This is a genomic window from Nocardia sp. NPDC051756 (genome assembly GCF_040681495.1).
In the GTDB taxonomy this organism is placed as follows: Bacteria; Actinomycetota; Actinomycetes; order Mycobacteriales; family Mycobacteriaceae; genus Nocardia.
Map to the genome: position 1 here is coordinate 1,135,296 of NZ_JBFAYV010000004.1, position 21,188 is coordinate 1,156,483.

Genomic DNA, 21,188 nt, shown 5'->3' on the forward strand with positions numbered 1-21,188 from the left:
AGGAGGTGCGCGTCGTTGGGTTTGCTGGATCGTTTCCGGGGCGGCGCGACCCGGGGTGGCAGCGCGTTACGTGCGGGTTCCGGGGGTAGCGAGGATGCCCGTTATCTGGCCGAGTGGGTGCGTGCTCACGTCGGCGTCGAAGGCTATTTGGAGCCGAAAACGACCGTGACGGATGTCACTGTCGTGTTGATCGCGGCCGACGGTGAGTGGACCCGCCGGATCGTCGGCGAGCGCGGAGCGCAGCGGCTTGCCAAGGATTTGCACATTCCGGTTTACGAGGTCGCGAAGACCGGATATCCGCAGCGGATGCGCGACTACGACGCGCGCAAACGGATCGAGCGGCAGCGCGCGTTCGAGGATGATCTGCGCGACCTATAGCTGCTGGCTACCGTCGGGCGACCGTATTTCGTGTCGCAGATGTCCTGATTTTTCGTGCCCGGAATCGCGGGTGATCGCGCCGCCCGGATCGCTCCGGGCGGCGCGCCGGATCACTCCGCGGCGATGTCCTCGATGACCGCGATCAGCGTGCGGACCGGCACGCCGGTGCCGCCCTTGCCGATGTAGCCGAACGGGCCGCCGGTGTTGTACGCCGGGCCCGCGACGTCGAGGTGCGCCCACTGCACGCCCTCCGGGACGAACTCCTTCAGGAACAGCGCGGCCGAGAGCATGCCGCCCCAGCGGTGCGGCGCGACGTTGGCCAGGTCGGCGATCTTCGAGTTCAGGTCCGCGCGCAGTTCGGTGGGCAGCGGCATGGCCCAGCCGTTCTCGCCGTTCGCCCGGGAGATCTCGGCGACCCGGTCGCGGAACTGCTCGGTGCCCATGATGCCGGGGGTGCGGGTGCCGAGTGCCACCATCTGCGCGCCGGTCAGGGTGGCCACGTCGATCAGGTAGTCGGGCTCGTCCTCGCTCGCCCGCACGATCGCGTCGGCCAGGATGAGCCTGCCCTCGGCGTCGGTGTTGATCACCTCGACCGTGGTGCCGCCGTACTGGGTGAGCACGTCGCCCGGGCGCTGCGCGGTGGCCGAGGGCATGTTCTCCGCCATCGGCACGGTCGCGGTGACCGTGACCGGCAGGCTCAGCCGCGCGGCGAGCAGCGCGGTGGCCACGACCGCGGCGGCGCCGGCCATGTCCGAGGTCATGTTCTCCATGTTCTGCGCGGGCTTGATCGAGATGCCGCCGGTGTCGAAGGTGATGCCCTTGCCGACCAGCGCGACCTTCTTCGGGCCGCCCGCGTAGGTGATCCGGACCAGCCGCGGCGGGCGCGAGGAACCCTTGCCCACGCCGAGCACGCCGCCGTAACCGCCTGCGTCCAGGGCGGTTTCGTCGAGCACCTCGACCTCAAGGCCGGCCGCCTCCGCCAATTCCTGCGCGCGAGCGGCGAATTCGGCGGGGTAGAGGTGGCTGGGCGGGGTGTTGACGAAATCCCTTGCGGTGGCGACGGCTTCGGCGATCAGCTGGGCGCGGAACAGCGCCTCCTCGCCGAATTCCGGTTCGGGGACCAGGAATTCGACCCTGGCCACCGGGCGCTCGTCCGGCTTCGGCGCGGACTTGTCCGACTTGAACGGCGTGAACGTGTAGGCGCCGAGGTAGAAACCCTCTGCGGCGGCGCCGATGTCGAGGCCGGACAGTGTGGTCGCCACCAGTTCGGTGCCGGACAACGTGCGCGCGGCGACACCGGCCGAACGACGGATCTGCTCGGCGTCGATCTTGTCCGCGGCGCCGAGACCGACGGCGAGCACGCTCGTCACCCCGTCCAGCCCGGCCGGGGCGGGCACCCGGGTCAGCTCCTCGGCCTTGCCCTTCGCGCCGACCGCGCCGAGCTGATCCAGCAGTTCCGCGCGGAGGTCGGCGGGGAGCACGTCGCCGAACAGGTCCTCGGGCACGATGGCCGGGCCGTTCTCGGACGAGGTGAGGCCGACGACGAGGACATCGGTATCCGCGGCGATGGTCTGCGTACGGGCGAGCTCCGGTCCGAGGGAGCGATCTGCAACAGCGGTCATGGGCTCAGGCTACTGGGCAGTCGGATTGCGATTCCGTCGAGGAGTAACGCGAGTCCGGTGTCGAGGATTCGGTCCAAGTCCAGGTCGGGGCCCGGCTCGCCGCCGGAGAACAGGCGGTGCATGACCGGGCGGACGGCCGGGTCGAGCAGCTCGGGGAGGTCGGCGGGCCGCTCCGGGGTCTTGCCGCGCTGCCGGTCGGCGCGTTCGGAACCGGTCAGCAGCGCGAGGCCTTGGACCAAGCCGGAGAAGGACAGGTAGATGGCGAGCATCTGCTCGCGGGTCAGGCCGCGTTGGTCGAGTGCGGTGAAGGAACGTTCGAGGATGTCCAGGAGGGCGGGACCGATCGGCGGGCGGGTGCGGGCGAGGATCGGCAGCATCCACGGGTGACGTTGGTACAGCTGCCATTCCTCCTGCGCCTCGTAGCTGAGTTTGGCCCGCCAGTCGGTGAGATCGGTTGCGGGCGGGCCGATTTCGGCGAGTACCAGTTCGGCCATGCCGTCGAGTAGCGCCTCGCGGTCGGGGAAGTAGCGGTACAGGCCCGCGGTGGCCGCGCCGAGTTCGCTGGCCAGGCGGCGCATGGAGAGAGCGTCGATGCCGTCTCGATCGGCCAGGTCGACGGCGGTGCGCAGGATGGCGATCGTGGTCAGTTTGGCCGGTCGTGGGGTGCGGGGTGTGGGGGTCACTTCGTCGCGGCGGGCGCGGTAGGCGCGGGCCTGGCAGGCGCGGGAGCAGTACCGGCGTTTGCGGCCGCGTGACGGTTGCGCGAGGGCGTTCCCGCAGATCCCACAGGCCATGCCGGCCTCCATTTCGACACACGAACAGTTGTGACGAAATACTAGCTGTGCCGCCCTGACCTGCCTACCTTGGCAAGAGCACACAGCGTTCACGACGAAAGGATCAGCGGATGGAGATCACGGTACGACAGGCGAGCAAGCAGGATCGCGATGCGGTGATCAAGGCATTCGCGATCGCCAGCCCCGACGAGGTGGTGACGGCCTGGATCCTCGAGGGACATCCGATCGAACAGTTCAGCGACCAGTACGTCCCCGCGCTCATCGACCGCGCGCTGGACGACGACGAGATCTGGATCGCCGGCACCGAATCGGAAATCTGGGCGATATCGATCTGGCAGCACGTGACGTCCGCCGACCGGGTCGAGCGCGAGGCCGCCGAAGCCCGCGCACTGGCCGAGTCCGTCCCCGACATCCGCGCCCTCCAGCGCGCCGCAACAGTGAGCGAGCTGCTCGAACACTCCCACCCCCGCGAATTCCCGCACCGGTATCTGCAAGTAATCGTCACGGTCCCCGAACACCGAGGCAAAGGCGCAGGCGCCGCCATCCTCGCCACCCAAACCAAAGCCGCCTCCTCCGCCGCAGTCCCCGCCTACCTGGAAGCCAGCACCGACCGCTCCGCCCGCCTCTACACCCGCATGGGCTTCGCCCAAACCGGCACCAACCACAACCTCCCCGACGGAGGCCCAACCCTCCGCCCCATGTGGTTCCGCGGATAACTGCCGGGAGTTGTCGAACGGGACATGGTCGAGGCAAAGGCGAGTGCCACCTCCACCACGTCCCGTTCGCCGGTTCGTGAGTCGCCGACCGGGACATGGGCGCGGCGAAATGGGTTCTGGTGGTGGTTGGTGGCGGGTGCCGATGATGGTGCGGACGGCCCGTCGTCTGGGGGATCAGACGGTGGGGGTGAGGGAGCGGGTCCGGAGTGGGGGTGTGGCGGATAAGCTCGCCGGGTGACCGACTCGAACCTGCTGCAAGGCCCTATCCATGGTGTACACGTCGAGCTGGGGGCGACTTTCGCACCGTTCGGCGGGTGGGAAATGCCCGTCTCTTATGAGGGGACGGTGGCCGAACATCAGTCGGTCCGCACCACGGTCGGGCTGTTCGATGTGAGCCATCTGGGTAAGGCGACGGTGCGTGGTGCGGGCGCGGCGGCATTCGTGAACTCGGCGCTCACCAACGACCTCGGCCGGATCCGCCCGGGCAAGGCGCAGTACACGCTGTGCTGCGCGCCCGACGGCGGCGTGATCGACGACCTGATCGCCTACTACGTGAGCGACGACGAGATCTTCCTGGTCCCCAATGCCGCCAACACCGCGTCGGTGGTCGCGGAGTTGCAGAAGGTGGCGCCCGAGGGCATCACGGTGACCGACGAGCACCGCGAGTACGGCGTCTTCGCCGTGCAGGGCCCGCGCTCGACCGAGGTGCTCGCCGCACTCGGCCTGCCGACCGAGATGGAATACATGGCCTACGCCGACGCCGAATGGGACGGCCGTCCCGTGCGCGTCTGCCGCACCGGCTACACCGGCGAGCACGGCTACGAGCTGCTGCCCCGCTGGGCCGACGCCGAGCCGCTGTTCCGCGCCCTGGTCGCGCAGGTGAAGGCCGCCGACGGCCAGGCCGCCGGACTCGGCGCCCGCGACACGCTGCGCACCGAGATGGGCTACCCGCTGCACGGCCACGAACTGTCCCTGGAGATCTCGCCGGTCCAGGCCCGCACCGGCTGGGCGGTCGGCTGGAAGAAGCCCGAGTTCTGGGGCAAAGCCGCACTGGAGCAGGAGAAGTCGGCCGGTCCGCGCCGCACCCTGCTCGGCCTCAAGGCCCTCGACCGCGGCGTGCTGCGCCAAGGCCAGAACGTCCTGCGCGACGGCGAACCGGTCGGCGAAACCACCTCCGGCACTTTCTCGCCCAGCCTCAAGATCGGCATCGCCCTCGCCCTGCTCGACACCGAGGCGGGCATCGAACCCGGCGCCGAGGTCGAGGTGGATGTGCGCGGTCGCCGCCTCCGCTGCGAGGTCATCCGCCCGCCGTTCGTGGAGACGAACACGAAGTAGGCGACACGGCGTGTCGTACGGCAAGTCGCGGCGTGGCGCGTTCCCCAGTGCGCAAGGTGCGTACTGCCCGGTGTGATTTCCTGCGGCGAAGTGGGACACGGGGTGCACATTGGTGCGCGAGTGGCTGGGGTGACGGGAAGTTCTGCGGTCCGAGGGGCAATCGGCCGCAAAGCTTGAAAGTGGCTTGGTTAGGATCAGGGCCATGACCGTTGCTGCACAGTTTGCCCGTGTCCCGCATCCCGCGCCCGCCCCGGCGCAGCGGGTACAAGAGGTACTGGCGGCGCCCGGGTTCGGGCGGTTCTTCACCGATCACATGGTCTCGATCGACTACATCGACGGCGAGTGGACCAACGCGCGCGTCGAGCCGTACGGCCCGCTGGCGCTCGACCCCGCGACCATGGTCTTCCACTACGGCCAGGCCATCTTCGAGGGACTGAAGGCGTACCGGCACAGCGACGGCAGCGTCGCCTGCTTCCGCATCGATGCGAACGCCGCGCGGTTCCGCAGGTCCGCCCGCCGGATGGCGATGGCCGAACTGCCCGAGGAACTGTTCATCGAATCCGTGCGTCAGCTGCTCGAGGTGGACCGCGAGTGGGTGCCCGCCGCGGGCGGCGAGGACTCGCTGTACCTGCGCCCCTTCATGTTCGCCACCGAGGCCGGGCTCGGCGTGAAGCCCGCCGCCGGTTACAAGTACCTGCTCATGGCCTCCCCGGCCGGCGCCTACTTCCCGCGTGGGGTCAAGCCGGTGCGGGTGTGGCTGTCGACCGAGTACGTGCGCGCCGCGCCCGGTGGCACCGGCGAGGCGAAGGTCGCGGGCAACTACGCCGCGTCGCTGCTCGCGCAGGCCGAGGCGACCGAAAAGGGTTGCGATCAGGTGGTCTGGCTGGACGCGTGCGAGCGCCGCTACGTCGAGGAGATGGGCACCAACAACCTGTTCTTCGTCTTCGGCTCCGGCTCGGACGCGCGGCTGGTGACTCCGGAACTGTCCGGCTCGCTGCTGCCCGGCATCACCCGCGACTCCCTGCTCACCCTCGCCGCCGACTCCGGGTTCAAGGTCGAAGAGCGCAAAGTGTCGGTGGAGGAATGGCGCAAGGGTGCCGAATCCGGTGAAATTACCGAGGTTTTCGCGTGCGGTACGGCTGCGGTGATTACTCCCGTCGGCTGGGTTCGCTCTGATGATGGGGAGTTCACCATCGGCGGTGGGGAGCCCGGTGAGGTCACCATGGCGTTGCGCGACACGCTTACTGGGATCCAGCGTGGGACGTTCGCCGACATCCATGGGTGGATGCGCGGAATGTAGTTCGTGAGGGCACGCCATGGTGGGGGTCTCTCGCGATTACCGCCGTGGTGTGCCATCCAGCTCAGCCGCTGTCGTGCTGAGGCGTTGCGCTGTCGTGCTGAGGTGCTCTCGTGCCGACGCGTTGTGCGCGCGTGCCGACGCGTTGCGCACTTGTCCCGAGGCGCTGTGCTCGCGTGCCGTCCCGTTGTGCGCTCGCTTCGACCCGTTGAGACCTCTTCGGGGTGTGTGCCTGCTCCGTTGACTCGGGCCAGTGTCCATGGCCCGACCCGCCGTAATGCTCGAGCGGGTCGGTATCGTGCCGGCGATGCCTACTTGCGCGCCAACTCAGCTGGGCATGAACATGTGCCACTCGTCGAGGGTCTTGGGGCGCAGCACGTAGTTCTTGTCCCGGACAGTGGACAGCGGGGCGTGGGGTTGCTGCGAATACCAGTGGCCGGGGTAGACGACCGGGTCGCCGGATAACTCGGCCAAATATCGCAGGCTGCGGAACATTTCGTCGGAGTCGCCGCCCGGGAAGTCGGTGCGGCCGCAGCCGTCGACGAACAGGGTGTCGCCCGCGATGAGCCGGTCATCGAACAGGAAGCATTGGCTGCCCGGCGTGTGGCCCGGAGTGTGCAGCAGTTCGATGTCGAAGGCGCCGACGCTCACCTTGTCGCCGTGCTCGTGGCCGGTGAGTTCGCTCGGCGCGATGCCGGTGACATTTGCCACCCAGGAAAGCTCCTGCGCGTTGATATGCACTGGGACACTTGTCTTTTCGAGCAGCTCACGCACTCCGCCCAGGGTGAACCCGAGCATCGTCCCACCCACATGGTCCGGATGGTGATGGGTCGCCAGCACCCCCGTCAGCCGTAGCCCGTCCCCCTCTGCGATATCGACCAGATCGCCGGCCGCATAAGCCGGATCGACCACCAAACACTCGCCCGTCTCCTGATCCCCGATCAGATACGCGAAATTCCGCATCTGCGTCGCAATCGGATCGCCGACGGCGTAGTCCCTCCCCGACAACAGCTGGCGAAAATACAGGCGCTCAGAAGACATACCGCACACCTTATTGCCCGACCCAGACGATCCGCGCGCCGCAGCCGCAAATAGTTTGCTGCGCCCTCCTCCCCACCCCCCGGAAAACCTGGACATCCGCCCACCAATCCCCAAACCAAGATCAACGAAACACGACCCCAGACCTCCCGCGCCCGATACCGCCGACATGTGCCGTCGATCACGAAAGCCGGTCAGCAAGACAGGCATTCGAGCGCTGATCCACGCCCGTGCCCGAATCACACACCACATGCCGAGCCGAACCACGCTCAACGGGACGTCACCGCGGCGAAGTACGAGAAGGTGCTCCGTCGTGTCCCGTTGGTCGAGTCAGAACATGCTCGACGGGCATTTGCCGTGGCGGAGTGCGAGAAGGTGCGCCGTGATGTCCCGTTAGTCGAGCCGGACCATGGTCGGCGGGACTTGGTTGCGGTGAGGTGTGGGTGGCGGATCTGTCGTGTCCCCTTTGGGCGTGTGGCCGGACGTTCGCGTGGCCGGACGTTAGAGGTTGAGGGAGAGGGTGGCGGCGGTTAGGGAGACGGTTAGTTCGATGGTGGCGCCGAGGGTGTCGCCGGAGAGGCCGGCGAAGCGGCGGGTGGTGTGGCGGATGAGGATGGTTGAGGCGGCCAGGGCGAGGAGGGTGGCGAGGGGGCCTTGCCAGTGGTTGGGGGTGGCGAGAAGGGCGGCGGCGAAGGCTGCGATGGACCAGGCGCCGGCGGTGAGTGGGGGTTGGGTGCCGGCTACGAGGGCGCCGAAGGTGGCGTCGGGGGCGGCGTCGATTCCTTTGCGGCAGGCGAGGACTACCGCGACGCGGCCCACGGTGACGGCGAGAGCTACGGCGAACCAGCGGTCTGCCTCGGCGAGGGCGGCGAAGGAAAACGCTTGGACACCAATGGAGAACACGAGAGCGGCGACACCGAACGGGCCGGCGCCACCGCTCTTCATGATCTGCCTGGCGCGCTCAGGCGGACCGTAACTGCCGAGCCCGTCCATAGTGTCGGCGAGCCCGTCCAGATGCATGCCCCGCGTGATCAACGCCAACGCCCCGACCACCAGCAGCCCGGCCAGCACCGAACTGGCCCCCGCCCACATCAACACCCACAGCAGCCCAGCCGCCCCCGCCCCGAGCAGTCCACCGACCAACGGCGCCAACGCAATTGCCCGCCCGGCCGCCGCCCGGTCGACATTGTCCGGCCCACGCACCGGCAAAACGGTGAGCCACGAAACTGCGAGCCGCAACCCGTTCATCCGGGTACTCCCGGGCGACGCTCTGCTGCACTCGGAAGATGCTGTGCTGCAAGGAGATAACCACGGCCGACGATGAGCTTGCCAGACTCAGTGGTGCAGGCTTCGATCAGCGACGGCCGGTCGCTCATTTGCGCAAGTCTGGGGTGGACGGGGAAGTCTCTGCGGGCGTGCCGATTTCGGTGTTCTCCGCAATGTCGGCGGGCACAGTGAGGTCCGTGTTTTCGGCGGTGTCGGTGTCGGCGGTGCTGACGCCCGCTTCGGCGAACGTGGACATCTCCGCGAGAGTGGCGACCGCGGCGCGGACGAGGGGGAGGGCGGTGAGGGCACCGGAGGCTTCCCCTAGGCGCATGTTCAGGTCGAGGAGGGGGTCGAGGCGGAGGCGTTGCAGGGCCAGGTTGTGGGCGGGTTCGGTGGAGCGGTGACCGGCCAGCCACCACGCCGACGAGCCTGCGGCCAGGTCCTCGGCGACCAACGCGGCGGCCGTGACGACCACGCCGTCGAGGATGACCGGTGTGCGGCGGGCAGCGGCCTGCGCGAGGAACGCGGCCATGGCGGCGAAGTCGGCGCCCGCGGCGACGCGCAGCAGTTCGACCGGGTCCTTGACGACCGGGCGTGCCCGGCGCATCGCGTCACGGATCGCGGCGACCTTGCGCGCCCAGCCGGCATCATCGACGCCGGTGCCGCGCCCGACAGCGGCAACGGGTTCGGTGTCGGTCAGCGTCGCGATCAAGGCGGTGGCGGGCGTGGTGTTGCCGATGCCCATATCGCCCGCGATGAGCACATCGGCGCCCGCGTCGATCTCCTCGTCGGCGATCGCCTTGCCCGCGGCGAGGGCGGCCTCGACCTCCTCGACAGTCAGCGCGTCCTCGCGATCGATGGACCCGCTGGAACGCCGCACCTTGTGCTTGGCGATGAGCGAATCGGTCTCACCGTCGACGGAAATATCCGCCACCCGAACGGTCGCCCCCGCGACCACCGCGAGCGCATTCACCGCCGCCCCACCACCGAGGAAGTTCGCCACCATCTGCGCGGTGACCTCACTCGGATACGCCGAAACCCCGTGCCGCGCAACGCCGTGATCCCCGGCGAACACCACAACCCTGGCCCGCTCGAACTGCTTGGGCGGGCACACACCCTGACAGGCCGCTACCCAGTTGCCGATCTCCTCCAGCCGCCCGAGCGACCCGCCGGGCTTGGTCAACTGCGCCTGCCGTTGCTCGGCCGCCACCCGGACCTGTGCGTCAGGAGGCGTCACCGGTCCAAATCCGTGTGTCACTGTCGAGCCTTTCCGGTAAGGGCGGTCCAAACACTCATACGCCGCTCAATCTTGCCCGCCGCGACCCACGCGGCCCACATCACCCGTCCCCAATCGGTGCGATTCACTTGAGCCGCAGGGGGAGTCCGGCCACGACGAGGAAGGCTTCGTCGCAGGCGTGGGCCAGGCGCTGGTTCAGCGTGCCGATCTCGTCGCGGAACAGGCGACCGGAGCGGGTGGCGGGGATGATCCCCATGCCGACCTCGGGGCTCACGATGACCAGGTGCCGCGGGTAGGCGGTTACGGCGGCGACGAGGGCATCGGCGTCGGGGGTGACGGTGCCACGCGGAGATTCCCAAGCGTCACGGGCGTCGATGCGCGCGGTGAGCCAGGTGCCGATGTCATCGATCAGCGTGGTGCCGTCTAACGGTTCGCCGAGAACGGCTGCCGGGTCGGCACTTTCGATCACCGCCCAGTCGGCGGGCCTGCGCTCGCGATGCGTGGCGATCCGTGCGGCGAAGTCGAGGTCGGCCGGGTCGGGAATCGAGGTCGCTAGATATCGAACCGGCCCGGCCGCCTTGGCCAGCTCCTCGGCATAGGCGGACTTACCCGACCGAGCGCCGCCGAGTACAAGGGTCCGGCGCGGCTCGGGCGAGACACTGTGCGACACGTCAGCACGGTATCAATCCCGACCGACTCGTCCGCTTCGGCGCGGGCAGAGCGCGCGTCCCCTGACTCACCCACCCTCGCGATGGTCTCGGCGCTCGTGCAACGGACCCGAGTTGCCGTAGCGGATTTCGCACGTCACGAGACGCGGACAGATCGCCACCCGGCGGGTTGCCGGAAGGTGGGGTCTCGACGGCTTTCCCCGAGCAGCGGTCAGGAGCCGTACGGGTGTGTCGGCAAGCGCGAACAGGTGTGCACGTCGTGCGAGGATCAGGCGGGCGTTTCGACGGCTTCCAGATTCGCGCCGAACCGACGGCGGTACTCGGTGGGTGCGATGCCGACCAGTCGTTGGAAGTGGTGCCGCAGCAACGCCCCGGAACCGAACCCGGCCCGGGTGGCGATCTGTTCGAGCCCGAGGTCCGTCTCCTCGAGCAACTGCTTCGTCAGCAGGACGCGCTGATTGGTCAACCACTTCACCGGCGTGGTCCCGGTTTCGGCGGCGAAGCGGCGGGCGAAGGTGCGGGTGGACATGGTTGCGCGGGCGGCCAGGTCTTCGATGGTGTGCGGGAGGTCGAGGTTCTCGTTCATCCATTCGAGGGTCGACATCAGACTGTCGGAGGTGCAGGTGGCGACGGGACGTTCGATGAACTGACGCTGCCCACCGTCGCGCTGCGGCGGCACGACCATCCGGCGGGCGATCGCGTTGGCCACGGCACTGCCGAGTTCGCGGCGGACCAGGTGCAGGCAGGCGTCGATACCCGCGGCGGTGCCCGCGCTGGTGATCAGGTTGCCCGCGTCGACGAACAGCACGTCGGGATCGACGGTCGCCTCCGGATACAGCGCGGCCAGCGCGTCGACGTGGGTCCAGTGTGTGGTGCATTTGCGCCCGTCGAGCAGTCCGGCCGCGCCGGCCAGGAACGCGCCCGAGCAGACGGTCAGCACGATCGCGCCCGCCGCCGCGGCGTCCCGGACCGCATCGACGAGCCGCGGATCGATCCCGCTCCTGGACGAGAAGGCCGGAATGGCGACCAGATCGGCCGTCACCAGCTCCTCGAGTCCGTACTCCGGCGTCAGCGTGATGCCGGGCGTGCTGGAGTGCAGCGGCTTGCCCGGCTCTGCGCCGCAGACCTTGAAGTCGAACGCGGGCAACCCGTCGGCGGTCCGGTCGAGGCCGAAAACCTCACAGACGACCCCGAATTCGAACATGGCCATGCGCTCGGACAGCACGACCGCAACCTTCGACAGCATGGCTCCAGTGTAATGGCTGAATATTTACGAACCTTGTCAGTTCAGCCACTTTCGGCGGGAACTCATCGAGCGCAAAATTACTGCCATGATTACTTTTCTGATCACCATGGCAGTCATCGTCACCTTCGCCGCAGCGGTCGCGCACTACTCGGCACCGGCGGGTTCGTCCAACGTCACCGACCGCGATATGCAGCGCTTGCAGGCCGATCTCTCGGCGATGCACGGCCGAACCACCAACATCTGATCCCCATGTGTCCGCAACCGACCGCGGCCCGGCTCGAGTACACGAGCCGTGCCGCAATCATGTTCGAGGTGATCCGGCCGTCAAGGCCGCTTAACGTAAACCTCCGGCGCGAGTCGAGTCGTCGGCCTGGATACGCCGCCGACGACCGCCGCAGCGGACAACCTAGATGGCGTCTCCCGGGCTGACCCGGGGCTTCGGCGCCCGCATCTTCCGGATCTGCGACGCGCGCACGAACGCGTACCAGCCGAGCTTGTACCCGGTGTCCTCGGAATCCGGGAAACGCTCCCTGACCCGCCCGTTCACGATCCGCCCGAGCAGGAATCCCTCGGCGATCATGAAGAACATCATCACCAGCATGGCCAGCGTGACGATCGTCTGCAGCGCGGGCGCCACGAACATCGACAGGATCAGCACGAGCGCCATCGGCATGAACAGCCCGACCAGGTTGCGCCGGCCGTCGACGATGTCGCGAACGAACGCCCGCACCGGCCCCTGATCGCGCGGCAGCAGGTACTTGTCCTCGCCGGCGAGCATGCGCGTACGCCGATCCTGGACCGCCGCTTTGCGTTCAGCCGAGGCCTGTTTGCGCTCCTCCTTGCTGCCGCGAGTGGCCTTGCGCCGGGCGCGGGCCTCCTTCGCGGTGAGCGGTGCTGGAGCGATCGGGCCGCGTCGCTTGCCTTGGGCGTCACGGCGTTTCGGAGTGGGACGGCCCTTGCCCGCGGTGGCGGTGACCGCCGTGCGAGTGGTGCCCGCGGTCGAGCCGCCGTCCACGACCGCCGTCTGATCGGCGGCCGCGTCGGTGGTGCTGGACTCGCCGCGACGGAACAATTTCACATCGACCAGGCTATTCGATGGAATACCCGGCGGGAAATGCGGTCCGATTCGCGCAGGTGTGCCGGGTCACGTAGGTTGCGTGTTCCTGCGCGCGCGGTGGTGGCAAGATGGGGAATAGCAGCCCGCCGAGTGGTGTTGACCGACACGACCCGTGCGCTGTTCACGGGTCGACGACAGGTTCCTCGAGGAGAGTTCATGACTGTGCAGAACGAGACCGCCACCGAAACCCACGGTGCCGTGCTGACCGATGCTGCCGCCAGCAAGGCGAAGGCGCTGCTGGACCAGGAAGGTCGCGACGACCTGGCGCTGCGGATCGCCGTGCAGCCCGGCGGCTGTGCCGGCCTGCGGTACCAGCTTTTCTTCGACGACCGCTCGCTCGACGGTGACATCGTCGTCGAATTCGACGGCGTCAAGCTGGCCGTCGACCGGATGAGCGCCCCGTACATCCAGGGTGCCTCCATCGACTTCGTCGACACCATCGAGAAGCAGGGCTTCACCATCGACAACCCGAACGCCACCGGCTCCTGCGCCTGCGGCGATTCGTTCAACTGACCGAACCCGTCCGACTCGTCGTAAGCGGGTTCACCGCGTAACAGCCCGGCCCACGTGAGGATTGCTCACGTGGGCTTGCGCGTTTCGGGGGTGACGGATTCCGTCGTGTCCCCCAACGAGGGGGGCTGAGCCGCCGTCTCACATTGGTACGGTGATGCAGGGACTTCGTTCCCGGTCTGCACCGCCTGCCGCCTACCGTTGAAGGGCCAGCCTCGTGTCCATCGCCGTTTCCGCGTCCATTGCCACCGACCACCTCATGCGTTTTTCCGGACGGTTCCGTGACGCACTGCTGGCCGATCAGCTCGACCACGTGTCACTCAGCTTCCTCGTCGACGATCTGCAGATCCGCCGGGGTGGCGTCGCAGGCAACATCGCCTACGCCATGGGGCTTTTGAACCGCACGCCCCTGCTCGTCGGCGCCGTGGGCGCCGACTTCGCCGAGTACCGCCAGTGGCTCGAATCGCACGGCGTCGACTGCTCCGGCGTGCTGATCTCCGAGCGCGCGCACACCGCCCGCTTCGTCTGCACCACCGACGACGACATGGCGCAGATCGCGTCGTTCTACCCGGGCGCGATGAGCGAGGCCCGCGACATCTCCATCGGCGAGCTCGCCAAGGCGCACACGCTGGACCTCGTGCTGGTCGGCGCCAACGATCCCGACGCGATGCTGGTGCACACCGCGCAGTGCCGCGAGCTCGGCATCCCGTTCGCCGCCGACCCGTCCCAGCAGCTGGCCCGCCTCGACGGTGAACAGGCCACGCAGCTGATCGACGGTGCCGCATACCTTTTCACGAACAAGTACGAGTGGGCGCTGCTGCTGCAGAAGACCGGGCTCAGCGAGGCGGAGATCGGCGCGCGCGTCGGCATCCGGGTGACCACGCTCGGCGCGGACGGCGTGCAGATCGTCGACAAGGACGGCACCGAGCTGACCGTCGGCGTCGTGCCGGAGACCACGAAGGTCGAGCCGACCGGTGTCGGTGACGCGTTCCGTGCCGGCTTCCTCACCGGCCACACCGCCGGCCTCAGCCTGGAGCGCTCGGCCCAGCTCGGTTCCCTCATCGCGGTGCTGGTCCTGGAGACCATGGGCACCCAGGAGTGGACCCTCAACAAGGAGACCGCCCTCGAGCGTCTCGCCGGTGCCTACGGCGCCGAGGCCGCCGCGGAAATCAAGCCGCTGCTCTGATCGTCGAAAGCAAAGTGCCCCTCGACCTTTCGGTGAGGGGCACTTTGCGTTCGGTCTACAGCGAGACCGGGTACACCGGCTCCTGGATCTCCGGCTTGATCCGGTCCTCGACGAAGATCCCGTGCCACACCATGAACACCAGCAGCGTCCACAGCCGGCGGCTGTGATCCGAGGTGCCCGCGCGGTGGGCGACGAGCATGTCGCTGATCGCGGCCTTGTTCAGCAGGTGATCGGTCTGCGATTCGAGGATCTGCTGCTGGGCCCAGTCGTAGAGTTCGGTGCCGCGCAACCAGTGTCGCAGCGGGACCGGGAAACCGAGCTTGGCGCGGTGCAGCACGTGTGGCGGCACGATGCCCTCGAGTGCCTGGCGCAGAGCGTATTTCGTGGTTTCCTTGGTGATCTTCTGCTCGAACGGCAGCCCCTCGGCGACCTTGAGCACCTCGGAATCCAGGAACGGCACGCGCAATTCGAGCGAGTTGGCCATGGTCATCTTGTCGGCTTTGACCAGGATGTCGCCGCGCAACCAGGTGAACAGGTCCAGGTGCTGCATGCGCGCCACCGGATCCCAGCCGCGCGACTGCGCGTAGATCGGCGCGGTCACGTCCTGATGGGTCCACTCGGGGCGGAATTCGCGTAGCACGGAACGCAATTGGGCGTCGCTGAAGCTGCGCGCGTTGCCGTAGTAGCGCTCCTCCAGGCCGAGCGAGCCGCGATGCAGCAGGCTCTTGCCCCTGGTGCCGTCCGGAATGCGCTCGGAGAGCTTGCCCGCCAGCCTGCGCAGCCCGCCGGGCAGGTACTCGAAGGGCTTGAGCGACAACGGCTCCCGGTAGATCGTGTAGCCGCCGAACAGCTCGTCGGCGCCCTCGCCGGACAGCACCACCTTGACGTGCTTGCGCGCCTCCTTCGCCACGAAATACAGCGGCACCAGCGCGGGGTCGGCCACGGGATCGTCGAGGTACCAGACGATTTCGGGAATCGCCGCGGCGAACTCGGCGGGGGAGACGGTCTTGATCACGTGCTTGGCGCCGATCGCCGCGGCGGTCTCGGCGGCCACATCGGCCTCCGAGTAGCCCTCGCGTTCGAAGCAGCTGGTGAAGGTGATCAGCTTCGGGTTGTGCCGCATGGCCAGCGCCGCGACTGCGGTGGAGTCGATGCCGCCGGACAGGAACGAGCCGACGGTCACGTCCGCGCGCATGTGCTTGGCGACCGAATCCTCCATCGCCTCGGCGATCTCGCGGTAGCGCGCGGCCGCCGAACCCGGGGCGAAGGGGCGAATCTTGAACTGCGGGTTGAAGTATCGCGTGACCTTCGGCGCCTGCCCGAGGCCGACCGTCGCGTAGCTGCCGGATTCCAGCCGCCGGATGTCCTGGTGCAGCGTCTCCGCCTCCGGCACGTACTGGAGCACCGTGTAGTGCTCCAGCGCGCGCGGATCCAGCGCGTCGGTCAGGCCGAGCGCGGGCAGCAGCTCCAGCAGGCTCTTCTTCTCGCTGCCGAACGCGGTCCCGCCGGCCCCGGTGGCCAGGAACAGCGGCTTGATGCCGAACGGATCCCGGGCCAGGAACAGTTCCTTGGTCTCGGTGTCCCAGATCGCGAACGCGAACATGCCGCGCAGCTTGCGCACCGCCTCGGGACCCCAGTAGTGGAACGCCGCGACGACGGCCTCGCCGTCACCCTCGGTCAGGAAGATCGAATCCTCGCCGAACTCGGCGGCGTGCGCGTCGGCCAGCTCTTTGCGCAGCTCGATGTAGTTGTAGATCTCCCCGTTGAACGTCAGCGCGTAGCGCTCCCGGTTCTCCGGCGGACCCCAGCGCAGCGGCTGGTGCGAGTGTTCGATGTCGATGATCGACAGGCGGTTGAAGCCGAAGATCATGTGATCGTCGTGCCAGGTGCCGCGTTCGTCGGGGCCGCGGTGGCGCACGCAGTGCAATGCGTCGTACACCTGCTCCACCACGCTAGGCGCTGCCTCGTCAGATGTCAGAAACCCGAGCAGTCCACACACGGCGTCGGCAACCTCGTTTCTCCGGTCGGGACGCGGCCGAAAACCGGCGCGTCCGAATGTCTTGCGGGGGCGGTGCGCGGTGTCTGCCGCGAGTGGTCGTTCCGGGACGTGCCGGAGCCTGCCCTCGCGGTGAGCACAGCGGCCGAAATGTTGTGTCCGAGTATGCCGCACACGCCCTCTTCGCGCGTCGCGCGCACCCTGTCCAGGGCTTTTGATCACGGATGCGCAGGTGACCGGGATCGGCGGAGTGTCGAATGCGACCCGACGACAATGACTGCCCCCGTTTGGTCTACGCTGCGTAGTACTCAGGCCATTCTCAGGCGGCGCACGCGCTCGACCGGGGACGGGCCTGACATGTGCTTAGAACGTATCGCCGGGGCGGTCGCAGCCCAGGCGGTGCAAATGTCGGAATGTGTGGCGACCAGGAAGGCGTGAGCGTGGCGCACAAGGCGAGCGAAGAGATCGGGGCACGACCCGCCCGGGGTCGGATCCTTCGGCGGGCCGGGCTGGCGGTGTCCCTCGGGATCACCGCGGTGCTCGTCTCGGGCTGCTCGATCGACAATGTTTGGCTGCGGTTCGGCTGGCCCTCGGGCATCACGCCGCAGGCCACCCGGATGCGGGAGCTGTGGACCTGGTCGGTCGTCGCCGCCCTGCTGATGGGCGTGCTGGTGTGGGGTCTGACCTTCTGGACCGTCGCCTTCCACCGCAAGAAGGCCGACTCCCCGGAGTTCCCCCGGCAGACCGGCTACAACGTGCCGCTGGAGCTGACCTACACGGCGGTGCCGTTCGTCATCATCGCGGTGCTGTTCTACTTCACCGTCGTCGTGCAGAACTACGTGCACGAAAAGGTGGACAACCCCGACGTCACGGTCGACGTGACCGCCTTCCAGTGGAACTGGAAGTTCGGTTACCGCAACGTGGACTTCAAGGACGGCTACTCGTTCAAGGGCATCGACACCACGCGTGAGGCGTCGAACCAGGAGCAGCTCGAGGAGTACAAGGAACGGACCAAGGACGGTCACCCGCAGCCGGGCCCGGTGCACGGCAAGCCGGAGAACGACATCCTGTCCTACCTGCACTACGACACCGTCGAGACCTACGGTTCCAGCACCGAGGTGCCGGTTCTGGTGCTCCCGACCAACAAGGTGATCGAGTTCCAGCTCGCCGCCGCCGACGTGGTGCACGCCTTCTGGGTGCCGGAGTTCCTGTTCAAGCGCGACGTGATGCCGAACCCGAAGGAAAACCACTCGGACAACATCTTCCAGATCACCAAGATCGAGAAGGAAGGTGCGTTCGTCGGCCGTTGCGCGGAAATGTGCGGCACCTTCCACTCGATGATGAACTTCGAGGTGCGCGCGGTCTCGCCGGACAAGTTCACCAAGTACCTGGACGCGCGCAAGGCGGGCAAGACCAACGCCGAAGCGCTCGATTCCATCGGTGAATCGCCGGTCGCCACGTCGACCCGGCCGTTCAACACCGAGCGCACGACCAAGACCGCGGCCGAGGCAAAGTAAGGGACTGATCTGATATGAAGATCGAAGCGCGGATTTTCGAACTGCTGACGGTGTTCTTCATCATCGTCGCGATTGTCTACGGCTACTTCACCGGCGTGTCCCGCACCGGCGTGGAATGGGCGGGTACCACCGCCACCGTCCTCACCGCCGGTCTGTCCCTGATCATCGGCACCTACTTCCGCTTCGTCGCACGTCGCCTCGACCTGCGCCCGGAAGACTACGAGGATGCCGAGATCGTCGACGGCGCAGGCGATCTGGGCTTCTTCTCGCCCGGCAGCTTCTGGCCGATCACCCTGGCCGGGGCCGGCGCGATCACCGCGCTGGGGCTGGCGTTCTTCCAGTTCTGGTTGATCGGCCTCGGCGTCATCTGCATCCTGATTGCGGCCGCGGGCCTGGTTTTCGAGTACTACCTGGGACCGGAAAAGCACTGAGTTAGTTGTTGAAAGCCCCCTCCGCTGTGTGCGGAGGGGGCTTTCGTCGTTTCTAGAGTGACTTGACGTAGGTTGCGTGGTCCTGACGTAGGTTGCAGCGTGTGTCAGGTGGGTGCAGCGTGCGTCAAGTGGGCGTGCTGGCTCAGGGCTAGATGCCGAAGGCGGGCGTTCGAGGGCCTACGTGACGTAGGTTGGCGTTCTTGACGCAGGTTGCAGCGGGCATCGGGTGTGTGCGGCTTGCGTTCAGTCGGATAGTGGAATGCGTTGCCGAGGTGACTGTTCGGCGTGCTGCTGGAGGACGGTCCTTGTCGCACCGGCGATTCCGGCCGGGGCCGTGTGTGCATGCTGGGGGCTCTGGTTTTTGTCAACCGGTCGGGTGCCTCGCTCCGTGGCAGCATGGTGACCGGTCGAGGTTCCATGAGGGGTGGACGGGGTGGCGGGCGTGATCTATCGGATGCGCATCTATCAGGCGGTGCGGGAGAACCTGGCGATCTTCCATGAGTTCTTCCGGACCCATCTGTTGCCGACGCAGTTGCGTCACGGTGCTCGGCTGGTGGGGCGGTGGGAAACCGAGGATGGGCGAGTCGTCGCGGTTTGGGAGTATGACGATCGCGATGCGTATGAGCGGGTGCAGGCCGCTGTGGCCGCCGACCCGGAGACTCGGCGCGCGCAGGAGTTGCGCCGAGGGTTGCCGGCACTGTTCAGCGAGAAGGATGAAGTGTTTATGCGGTCCGCTCCCGCAGTCGGCGACCTGCCTGCCTCGTGATGTTGAGGATGTCGCTCATGCTGCCGACTGCGATCTCGGCACAGGCTAGATGCCGAAGGCGTGCATTAGGCGGGCGGTGGAGCGGGGGGCTACGCCGGCGAGGGCGTAGAGGGTGCGGGTGAAGCGGGGTTCGAGGCGGGGGGCTCGGGTGTGGATGGCGGATTCGATGCGGTGGGCGGTTTGGTCGGCTTCGAGGGTGGACTCTTCGCTGTACTGGGCGGAGTCGGTGTCGGTGCGGAAGGCGGGGTAGTGGACCGCGGTGACTTGGATGCCGTGCGGGGAGAGTTCGGCGTCGGCGCATTGACCGAAGGTGGTCCAGGCGGCCTGGGCGCTGGCGTAGGAGGCGAAATTCGGTGCGGCGCCGGTGTTCGCGTTCCAGGGGCCGACGTTGATCACATGGCCTGAGCCGGAGCGGAGCATCGCGGGTAGTAGGCCGAGGGTGAGGCGCAGCGGGCCGAAGTAGTTGGTGGCCATCATGCGCTGGTAGTCGCGGAATCGGTGCAGCGACTGGGTTACCGGCCTGCGCACGGGGCGTCCGGCGGTGTTGATCAGCACGTCGACCGTGCCGAACTCGCCGAGCACCCAGGTGACCAGCTGATCGACGTCGCCGAGCGCCGAGATGTCGCAGCGATTCCAGTCCGCCACACCGCCATCCGAGCGGATCTCCTCGCAGGCGGCGATGAGCTCGTCACTGCCGCGTGCGACCAGCAGCAGTTGAGCGCCTTGGGCGGCAAGCACATTCGCGGTGGCCCGGCCGATGTCGGAACACGCATCGGTGATCAGCACGCGCTGCCCGATCAGCGATCCCTCCGGCGGACGATGACGTTTACGATCAGCGGATCTCACCGGGGCAGCACGAAATTCGGGCATCGGCACAGCAACCTTCACACGTGAACGGCTGAACACACGCACGGCACCCACCAACTGCGCCGAGCCGCCCGCCGCCGCTACCACCTGGCGACCATCTGCGGCCGGTCACAGTATAAAGTTTGCCGCCGATTTGATGGGAGTGTTCGCCAAATGCTGTCTGGGGGCTGTCGATCCGTATCCGCGCGCTGAGTCGGTGGCTGGAGAGGTGCCAACGTGTTAGGACTACGTCGCAACCATGTTCTGCGAGGCCGCATTTCTTGGCGGGTCAGTCCTCGGCCTGGTGGTCGGCCTGCTCGGTGATCCTGGATCGTCGCGACCGATAGCGGGGGACGTTGCATCACCTGTCTTTGTTGTCGGGTGGGACTTCAACGGGGCGGTCCGGCGGTTGGCGCGGTGGTGTTCCATGTTCAGCGCTCAACGATCGCAACGGAGCTCAACGGTCGCCGTAGGAGAATGGGGCGGCGGCGCCGATACCGACAGGTGGTCGGCGTGTCACGGTGGATAGCGATAGGTCGGCAACTGGTCGACCTATCGCTACCAGCAGGGCACGGTTCAGTGCGCAGAACCTAGGTTGTCAATTGCGCATAGACGCAATTGCCGTTCAGGAAATTCGGCTTCCCCGCCCTAATTTCCGTCGACTGCATCTGCGACTGTTCGGACGCTTTACCTACGTGCGTGTCCAGGGGATGTATTCGAGTTCTGCCCGCTGGACGTACCGAAGTCCTGCGTCCAATAGGGAGTGCCATTTCTACCTTTGGCAAATCCGACACCGATATCACGAAGTCCGCAATTGAGAATGTTGGCGCGGTGGCCTGCGCTGCGCATCCATCCGTTGACTACGGCGGAAGGGCTGGATTGACCTGAGGCGATATTTTCGGCCCAGGCGCTTGCGCGGTAGCCGGCCGCCTTGATCCGGTCGCCTGGACTGCCTGCGGGCGAGTTGTGGTCCAGGACGCCGCGGGCGGCCATGCCTTCCGTGTGCGCTTGGGCGGCCTGGGTCAGGCGACTTTCGGCCTTCAGGGCGGGGCATCCGGCCTTCGCGCGTTCGGCGTTGGTGAGGCTGACCACCTCCGCGGTGACCGACTGACCTGGCGGCGCAGCTAGAGCCGCTGGGCCCAACGCGACTAGGCAGGCGGCGGAAGTTGGTATGACAAGACAAGTAAGTAAGGAACGGATCAGAGCGGGAGAAAGACGCATA

Annotated in this window: 21 protein-coding genes; 10 read left to right on the top strand and 11 right to left on the bottom strand. The window is 67.3% G+C overall.

Features of this window, described 5'->3' with window-relative positions:
- The first annotated feature begins 15 nt into the window (after window positions 1-15).
- Window positions 16-378 carry an oxidoreductase gene (locus AB0M22_RS22140; protein WP_364729707.1) on the top strand — a complete coding sequence of 121 codons (363 nt, stop codon included), beginning with the start codon at window positions 16-18 and terminating at the stop codon, window positions 376-378.
- A 110-nt stretch (window positions 379-488) separates the two neighbouring features.
- On the opposite strand, the gene AB0M22_RS22145 is transcribed toward AB0M22_RS22140, so the two are convergent.
- Both AB0M22_RS22145 and AB0M22_RS22150 read right to left on the bottom strand, forming a co-directional pair.
- Complete coding sequence (locus AB0M22_RS22145; protein ID WP_364729710.1) at window positions 489-2,000, bottom strand: leucyl aminopeptidase; 1,512 nt, start codon at window positions 1,998-2,000, stop codon at window positions 489-491.
- On the bottom strand, window positions 1,997-2,794 hold the full coding sequence (locus AB0M22_RS22150; protein WP_364729712.1) for a TetR/AcrR family transcriptional regulator C-terminal domain-containing protein: 798 nt from the start codon (window positions 2,792-2,794) through the stop codon (window positions 1,997-1,999). The genes AB0M22_RS22145 and AB0M22_RS22150 overlap by 4 nt, the downstream gene beginning before the upstream one ends.
- Before the next feature lie 110 nt (window positions 2,795-2,904).
- Between AB0M22_RS22150 and AB0M22_RS22155 the strand changes: the two genes are divergently transcribed.
- From AB0M22_RS22155 to AB0M22_RS22165, 3 genes are all read left to right on the top strand, one after another.
- On the top strand, window positions 2,905-3,510 hold the full coding sequence (locus AB0M22_RS22155; RefSeq protein ID WP_364729714.1) for a GNAT family N-acetyltransferase: 606 nt from the start codon (window positions 2,905-2,907) through the stop codon (window positions 3,508-3,510).
- A gap of 234 nt (window positions 3,511-3,744) precedes the next feature.
- Window positions 3,745-4,845: a glycine cleavage system aminomethyltransferase GcvT gene (gene gcvT, locus AB0M22_RS22160; RefSeq protein ID WP_364729716.1), complete on the top strand. Its 1,101-nt coding sequence runs from the start codon at window positions 3,745-3,747 to the stop codon at window positions 4,843-4,845.
- Between the two features lie 202 nt (window positions 4,846-5,047).
- Complete coding sequence (locus AB0M22_RS22165) at window positions 5,048-6,145, top strand: branched-chain amino acid aminotransferase (protein ID WP_364729719.1); 1,098 nt, start codon at window positions 5,048-5,050, stop codon at window positions 6,143-6,145.
- Between the two features lie 324 nt (window positions 6,146-6,469).
- Here AB0M22_RS22165 and AB0M22_RS22170 read toward each other — a convergent pair whose 3' ends face one another.
- The 5 genes from AB0M22_RS22170 to AB0M22_RS22190 all read right to left on the bottom strand — a co-directional run bounded on the left by AB0M22_RS22170 (window position 6,470) and on the right by AB0M22_RS22190 (window position 11,597).
- On the bottom strand, window positions 6,470-7,183 hold the full coding sequence (locus AB0M22_RS22170) for an MBL fold metallo-hydrolase (protein WP_364729721.1): 714 nt from the start codon (window positions 7,181-7,183) through the stop codon (window positions 6,470-6,472).
- A gap of 498 nt (window positions 7,184-7,681) precedes the next feature.
- The gene (locus tag AB0M22_RS22175; protein WP_364729724.1) at window positions 7,682-8,428 is read right to left on the bottom strand and encodes an adenosylcobinamide-GDP ribazoletransferase; all 747 of its coding nucleotides are present in this window, start codon (window positions 8,426-8,428) and stop codon (window positions 7,682-7,684) included.
- Window positions 8,429-8,552: 124 nt separating this feature from the next.
- On the bottom strand, window positions 8,553-9,704 hold the full coding sequence (cobT, locus tag AB0M22_RS22180; protein ID WP_364729727.1) for a nicotinate-nucleotide--dimethylbenzimidazole phosphoribosyltransferase: 1,152 nt from the start codon (window positions 9,702-9,704) through the stop codon (window positions 8,553-8,555).
- Between the two features lie 103 nt (window positions 9,705-9,807).
- Window positions 9,808-10,353 (bottom strand): bifunctional adenosylcobinamide kinase/adenosylcobinamide-phosphate guanylyltransferase, encoded by a 546-nt coding sequence (locus AB0M22_RS22185; RefSeq protein ID WP_364729729.1) that lies wholly within the window; start codon window positions 10,351-10,353, stop codon window positions 9,808-9,810.
- A 266-nt stretch (window positions 10,354-10,619) separates the two neighbouring features.
- Window positions 10,620-11,597: a helix-turn-helix domain-containing protein gene (locus tag AB0M22_RS22190; RefSeq protein WP_364729732.1), complete on the bottom strand. Its 978-nt coding sequence runs from the start codon at window positions 11,595-11,597 to the stop codon at window positions 10,620-10,622.
- Between the two features lie 85 nt (window positions 11,598-11,682).
- Between AB0M22_RS22190 and AB0M22_RS22195 the strand changes: the two genes are divergently transcribed.
- Window positions 11,683-11,841: a hypothetical protein gene (locus tag AB0M22_RS22195; protein WP_364729734.1), complete on the top strand. Its 159-nt coding sequence runs from the start codon at window positions 11,683-11,685 to the stop codon at window positions 11,839-11,841.
- A gap of 162 nt (window positions 11,842-12,003) precedes the next feature.
- Here AB0M22_RS22195 and AB0M22_RS22200 read toward each other — a convergent pair whose 3' ends face one another.
- Entirely contained in the window at window positions 12,004-12,612 is a 609-nt protein-coding gene (locus AB0M22_RS22200) for a DUF3043 domain-containing protein (protein ID WP_223885608.1), read from the bottom strand.
- 258 nt (window positions 12,613-12,870) lie between these two features.
- On the opposite strand from AB0M22_RS22200, the gene AB0M22_RS22205 reads away from it, so the two are divergent.
- Window positions 12,871-13,227 carry an iron-sulfur cluster assembly accessory protein gene (locus tag AB0M22_RS22205; protein ID WP_364729736.1) on the top strand — a complete coding sequence of 119 codons (357 nt, stop codon included), beginning with the start codon at window positions 12,871-12,873 and terminating at the stop codon, window positions 13,225-13,227.
- Window positions 13,228-13,441: 214 nt separating this feature from the next.
- Window positions 13,442-14,410, top strand: coding sequence for a carbohydrate kinase family protein (locus AB0M22_RS22210; protein WP_364729738.1), 969 nt, complete (start codon window positions 13,442-13,444; stop codon window positions 14,408-14,410).
- Window positions 14,411-14,465: 55 nt separating this feature from the next.
- Here AB0M22_RS22210 and asnB read toward each other — a convergent pair whose 3' ends face one another.
- On the bottom strand, window positions 14,466-16,409 hold the full coding sequence (asnB, locus tag AB0M22_RS22215) for an asparagine synthase (glutamine-hydrolyzing) (RefSeq protein ID WP_364729741.1): 1,944 nt from the start codon (window positions 16,407-16,409) through the stop codon (window positions 14,466-14,468).
- A gap of 437 nt (window positions 16,410-16,846) precedes the next feature.
- On the opposite strand from asnB, the gene AB0M22_RS22220 reads away from it, so the two are divergent.
- The 3 genes from AB0M22_RS22220 (at window position 16,847) to AB0M22_RS22230 (ending at window position 19,120) form a co-directional block, all read left to right on the top strand.
- On the top strand, window positions 16,847-17,923 hold the full coding sequence (locus AB0M22_RS22220; protein WP_150406506.1) for a cytochrome c oxidase subunit II: 1,077 nt from the start codon (window positions 16,847-16,849) through the stop codon (window positions 17,921-17,923).
- Between the two features lie 14 nt (window positions 17,924-17,937).
- The gene (locus AB0M22_RS22225) at window positions 17,938-18,354 is read left to right on the top strand and encodes a cytochrome c oxidase subunit 4 (RefSeq protein WP_150406507.1); all 417 of its coding nucleotides are present in this window, start codon (window positions 17,938-17,940) and stop codon (window positions 18,352-18,354) included.
- Window positions 18,355-18,787: 433 nt separating this feature from the next.
- Window positions 18,788-19,120 (top strand): NIPSNAP family protein, encoded by a 333-nt coding sequence (locus AB0M22_RS22230; RefSeq protein ID WP_364729746.1) that lies wholly within the window; start codon window positions 18,788-18,790, stop codon window positions 19,118-19,120.
- Window positions 19,121-19,165: 45 nt separating this feature from the next.
- On the opposite strand, the gene AB0M22_RS22235 is transcribed toward AB0M22_RS22230, so the two are convergent.
- Window positions 19,166-19,966: an SDR family NAD(P)-dependent oxidoreductase gene (locus tag AB0M22_RS22235; protein WP_364729748.1), complete on the bottom strand. Its 801-nt coding sequence runs from the start codon at window positions 19,964-19,966 to the stop codon at window positions 19,166-19,168.
- Between the two features lie 687 nt (window positions 19,967-20,653).
- Window positions 20,654-21,187 (bottom strand): CAP domain-containing protein, encoded by a 534-nt coding sequence (locus AB0M22_RS22240; RefSeq protein WP_364729751.1) that lies wholly within the window; start codon window positions 21,185-21,187, stop codon window positions 20,654-20,656.
- Between the last annotated feature and the right edge of the window lies 1 nt (window position 21,188).

Excerpts from the sequence above, each read along its gene's own strand:
- AB0M22_RS22145 (WP_364729710.1), bottom strand. The coding sequence starts at position 2,000 with ATGACCGCTGTTGCAGATCGCTCCCTCGGACCGGAGCTCGCCCGTACG.
- AB0M22_RS22150 (WP_364729712.1), bottom strand. The coding sequence starts at position 2,794 with ATGGCCTGTGGGATCTGCGGGAACGCCCTCGCGCAACCGTCACGCGGC.
- AB0M22_RS22155 (WP_364729714.1), top strand. The coding sequence starts at position 2,905 with ATGGAGATCACGGTACGACAGGCGAGCAAGCAGGATCGCGATGCGGTG.
- AB0M22_RS22165 (WP_364729719.1), top strand. The coding sequence starts at position 5,048 with ATGACCGTTGCTGCACAGTTTGCCCGTGTCCCGCATCCCGCGCCCGCC.
- AB0M22_RS22170 (WP_364729721.1), bottom strand. The coding sequence starts at position 7,183 with ATGTCTTCTGAGCGCCTGTATTTTCGCCAGCTGTTGTCGGGGAGGGAC.
- AB0M22_RS22175 (WP_364729724.1), bottom strand. The coding sequence starts at position 8,428 with ATGAACGGGTTGCGGCTCGCAGTTTCGTGGCTCACCGTTTTGCCGGTG.
- AB0M22_RS22190 (WP_364729732.1), bottom strand. The coding sequence starts at position 11,597 with ATGCTGTCGAAGGTTGCGGTCGTGCTGTCCGAGCGCATGGCCATGTTC.
- AB0M22_RS22195 (WP_364729734.1), top strand. The coding sequence starts at position 11,683 with ATGATTACTTTTCTGATCACCATGGCAGTCATCGTCACCTTCGCCGCA.
- AB0M22_RS22205 (WP_364729736.1), top strand. The coding sequence starts at position 12,871 with ATGACTGTGCAGAACGAGACCGCCACCGAAACCCACGGTGCCGTGCTG.
- AB0M22_RS22225 (WP_150406507.1), top strand. The coding sequence starts at position 17,938 with ATGAAGATCGAAGCGCGGATTTTCGAACTGCTGACGGTGTTCTTCATC.
- AB0M22_RS22240 (WP_364729751.1), bottom strand. The coding sequence starts at position 21,187 with ATGCGTCTTTCTCCCGCTCTGATCCGTTCCTTACTTACTTGTCTTGTC.